This window comes from Pseudoalteromonas sp. SR45-5 (genome assembly GCF_014163565.1).
In the GTDB taxonomy this organism is placed as follows: domain Bacteria; phylum Pseudomonadota; class Gammaproteobacteria; order Enterobacterales; family Alteromonadaceae; genus Pseudoalteromonas; species Pseudoalteromonas distincta.
This window is the reverse complement of record NZ_JACJDN010000320.1, coordinates 1-4,542: the sequence shown is the minus strand read 5'-3', so window position 1 is coordinate 4,542 and position 4,542 is coordinate 1. Positions and strand designations below refer to the sequence as shown.

The 4,542-nt window shown below is 39.1% G+C and carries 4 protein-coding genes and 1 pseudogene; all 5 read right to left on the bottom strand.

The genetic code is table 11. The features are described 5' to 3' along the window. Window positions 1-56: 56 nt before the first annotated feature. Window positions 57-566, bottom strand: a complete 510-nt coding sequence (locus tag H5072_RS12410) for a hypothetical protein (RefSeq protein WP_259395937.1) — start codon at window positions 564-566, stop codon at window positions 57-59. A 255-nt stretch (window positions 567-821) separates the two neighbouring features. Further along, window positions 822-1,685, bottom strand: coding sequence for a protease HtpX (htpX, locus tag H5072_RS12405; RefSeq protein WP_182693695.1), 864 nt, complete (start codon window positions 1,683-1,685; stop codon window positions 822-824). A 210-nt stretch (window positions 1,686-1,895) separates the two neighbouring features. Beyond that, a complete protein-coding gene (locus tag H5072_RS12400; protein WP_182693694.1) occupies window positions 1,896-3,467 on the bottom strand; it encodes an FAD-dependent oxidoreductase in 1,572 nt (523 codons plus the stop codon). A 121-nt stretch (window positions 3,468-3,588) separates the two neighbouring features. After that, window positions 3,589-4,272 (bottom strand): dethiobiotin synthase, encoded by a 684-nt coding sequence (gene bioD / locus H5072_RS12395; RefSeq protein ID WP_182693693.1) that lies wholly within the window; start codon window positions 4,270-4,272, stop codon window positions 3,589-3,591. A gap of 44 nt (window positions 4,273-4,316) precedes the next feature. Next, window positions 4,317-4,542, bottom strand: a pseudogene (locus H5072_RS12390) (SAM-dependent methyltransferase); the annotation flags it as partial.

The window sequence follows — 4,542 nt, the reverse complement described above, 5'->3', positions numbered from 1 at the left end:
TATTTATATTAAAAACCAGCTTTTTAGCTGGTTTTTTTAATCGTAAAAATTCATTTTTATTTATAGGCCCAAGCATCGGTTATTGTTACTTGGCACTTGTTATAACTATTAGCAGACTTTTGGGCTATCCCTCTTACTCTAAAGTTTGTTGAGTCATTAGGAAGTATAATTAGGTCTTCGTCGGTTATTGATAACGTATCGACTAGCGTGTTTTGCTCGGTTAAAAAATCGACCTTAAACTTTATATTTTTAAAGGTGAAGTCCGACTCGTTTTTTACCTGCCCTATACAGGTAACATACAAACCATCGGTTTCATTTTTAGTACTTATTTGGTTTACATTAGCAGTTAGGTTTTTTTGTGCTTGGTCTTTAAGCCCTGCTACATATATATTTTGATAAAAAATAAACCCAAAAATACCAACAACAATTAAGGCCAATGCACCAATAATAATGGGATTGTTTTCTAAGTTAGAATATTTAGCTTGAAGTGAGGTGCATTGCGGGCATTTTTTAGCGCGTGAATCTATAGCGCTAAAACACATAATGCATTCTTTAGTTTGCTGCATATTTTCCACTACAATAAGCATCCTTGTTAAGTATTAAATGTTAAGTATTAAAACCAGTAGTATTGCTGGCTTTAAGGTATTTTAGTTTACTCATACATAGTAACTCCGTAAACACATATAGCCTAAATAAGTAGCGATTTTAGCTGGCATTAAAAACAACTGTATATACAAACAGTGCTGTTGTATTTAGCATTTTGCGTAAACATAAAAAAGCCAGCGATTAAGCTGGCTTGGTATATTAACTAATTTACATAATTACTTACGAAGTGCGTCGATTCGAGCATCAAGCGGTGGGTGCGACGAAAACAACTCAGCAACACCTTTCCCACTTGCAATACCAAAGGCTATCATTGAGCCTTCTAATTGCGAAGGATGGTTTTGCTTTAATCGCTCAAGGGCGGAACGCATTTTGTCAGCACCAACTAATTTTGCTGCGCCGCTGTCGGCTGCAAACTCACGTTTACGGCTGTAACTTGCAACCACTATGCTTGCTAGCACGCCAAATAATACTTGGAATAACATATCGAATAAGAAGTATGTCCAGCTACTGCCACCCTCTTCTTCATCGCTATTAATAAAGTTATCTACTATGCCTGCCAGTACTTTTGCAGCAAATATTACAAAGGTGTTTACCACGCCTTGTATTAGCGTAAGCGTTACCATGTCGCCGTTAGCCACGTGCGATACTTCGTGGGCAAGTACGGCTTCGGCCTGATCTTTGGTCATGTTGTGCATTAAGCCTGTGCTTACTGCCACTAACGAGTTGTTTTTACTTGGGCCCGTTGCAAACGCGTTCATTTCTGGGCTGTCGTAAATAGCTACTTCTGGCATTTTAATACCTGCTTTTTGTGCTTGCGCAGATACCGTTTGTACAAGCCAATGTTCGGTTTCGTTTCGAGGCTGCGTAATCACATGCGCGCCTGTTGATTTTTTAGCGATCCATTTCGACATAAATAACGAAATAAACGATCCACCAAAACCAAATACGGTGGCTATAAGTAAAATTCCGCCAAGACTACGATGGCTTAAGCCCAGCGCACTCATTATTATTGAAAGCACTACACCTAATACCAACATAACCGCTAGGTTAGTTAATAAAAACAAAAATATACGTTTCATATTGTCCTCACAAAAATAGGTTTGATCACCGAACATAAAATTAAATTAGGTTAAAGCAATCACTGCGTTATGACACACTATGTCATAACGTTAGCGCTATTCTGTGACAAACTATGTCATAACACAAGTGTTATTTATGTGTTTATTGATAATTTTTTTGAGAAGGGTTTTACAGCAAATTTAAGACTAAAGTTTCTTAATAACAGCTTATTACAAGCTGTTATTAAGCTCTGCCATATCAATTGGAAAACCACGCTCGTGTGCCAATATGCGTGCAACTTCGTCAATTTTTTCGCCGCTATTATATTTAAGGTACGACCATTGGTGGGCACTGCGGTGATGATTTACAGCAGGATCGCTGCTTATTATTCCTAATTTTATAAACTCACCCACTATTTGATCTGCCGCTATTAACGTTGACGATGCTTTAACATTTTCGGCCCGTGCGTAACTAATATGCGAATATAAACTTACATCGGCTACGCGCAAAGTGTCGTCATCCCCTGGGATTTGTTGCCCGCCATACAAGGCATTATTTTGTGTGCTAGCTGTTTTAAATGCAGGTACAAACTCGGCTACATAATCAATTGCTGTTTGGGTGCGTGTTTGCAAGGCTGCTTCATCCCAGCCATCTTTAATATAATGCAGGTATTTATTGGGAAGTTTAGGTTGTGCGCTCATTGGCGTTGCATCAGCTAACCCATCATTAAACAATGTAATGTTGTTAGTCATGCCATGTATTTGAAAATACCCGTTAGGGTAAGGCGTTAGCTGCGCCATACCTTCTGGCGTGCCACGGTTACCATAAATAATTATTTCGGGTATTTGCCCACCAGTACCTTGCCAATGAGTTATATAAGAGGCTTTAAATTCGACCATGCGTTTTACATCTACCCCAACGAGGTCGTCAATAATACCGGTTTGAAAACCACACGCATTAATAAGGTAATCTACCTCAATGGTTTGCGTATCGGTTTGAGTAACAGGTTGTTCATCAAGGCTTGGCTCTGATTGGTATTCAATGCGCCACTTAAGTGTTTGCTTATCATTATTGGTATTTATAACTGGCGATACATTTTTAACACTGGTGCTTGTTAAAACGTGAGCGTGTTTGTACTGTGCAAGAGCGAGTTGTGCACTGGCCGATAAACGAAAAATATTCCAGCCATATTCTTGTGCAACAATTAGCGGAAACTTTAGCTTATCTAAATCTAAATGCTTAGCAACGGGTATCATCCACTCATCTAACGACGTGGGCTTGGCTACTTGTTTTTGTTTAGCAAGCTTTAGCATTTGCTCATAACTATATAACTGATAATAATGCTCTGGCTCGCCTAATACTTTATTAGCGCTATCTTGCTCAACAAGCTCGCTGTAGGATTTTACTAATTTATCTAAACGCGGAAATAAATCTTCCGGTGAGTCGTCATCGCGTTTAGGCACTGCAAATACTGTGGGGCGAACATCGATGGTGTAAGGATAAAGGCGCGCAATATCTATACATTGCTTGAGTAAATCTATGCAGTCTTCGTCGGGTATTTCACGATATAAGTTGCCACCCGCATGCAAATGGCACATTGGAGGGCCATCAATTAACGACTTTTTCTTTTCAAATACGTAAGTTTCTAACCCTAACGCAGCAAGCCTGATGGCTATTGTTGAGCCCGCAGTGCCCCCACCTATTATGCCTACGCGTTTTTTAGGTAAACCATTGTTTAGTGCTTTTGGCTCTGCACTTACGTGCGAATTTGGGGCGTAGCTTTCAATAAATGGGTGCGTCATATAGTCGTTATGTCCTTAGTAACATTGTCTTTAAGCAAGCTATGTATTTATAAACGTTTATATGTGTACTAAGGCTGACTATTTCAAGATTTACCTAAAAAAGTAACTTTTTTAAAACCACTTAAGTGTTTATAGATAACGCACTAAGCAAGCTTTTGTATATTTGTAACTTAGGAGTTTGCTCGCTGTATGGGCTTATAGCAAGTATTGGAAACGGTAAACGTGCTTTAAGTGAATCAAGGTTTGCTTGGTATTCGTCCATGTTTTTATCGACTTGGTTTGCAATCCAGCCAACGCAGTTTATACCCATACTTTGCATATGCGCAGCGGTTAGTAACGCATGATTTAAGCAACCTAGTTTCATACCAACAACGAGTATTACCGGCAGTTGGTCTGCTTTAACCCAGTCGTATAAATAATCGTTTTTATTAATAGGTAATGCCCAACCACCAGCACCTTCGGTAAGTATGTAATTAGCGCCCTGTTGTTTTACATTTTTATAAGCATCACTAAGTTTATTAATAGTAATACTAACTCCAACTTGCTCAGCAGCTATGTGCGGCGCAATAGGTGGTGCAAACGCAAACGGATTTACTACGTCGTATTTAGCGCTCACTGTTGCGCTTTCCATTAGTATTAGGGCATCGGCGTTTACTAGTTGATCGAATGCCATTTCGCAGCCAGCAGCAAGGGGTTTAAAGCCAATGGCTTGTTTTTTGTGTTGGGCAAGTAATTTTAATAGCAAACTGGTAACGTGGGTTTTTCCGGCATCGGTGTCGGTGCCTGTTATAAAAAATTCTTTCATGCGTTGCCTTATGATCTGAATCTAACTTTGGTTTAAGTTTTAACTTAGCAATTAATCGCTTTTTTGTAATGGCTTTTTTCTAATGATAACAGCACCACATGATAAGACACACATGCTTTATTATTTATAAGCGGATACGCACTGCATACTTTTTGTAGCGCCGATTTGGTAAGTAAGCCTTGGCGCATATTGGTATGATTTTGCGTAGTTGCGCCAATAGCCTTAATTGAAGCAATAGCTTTTAAAGGTGTTGTGTATTTATCGGTGTAG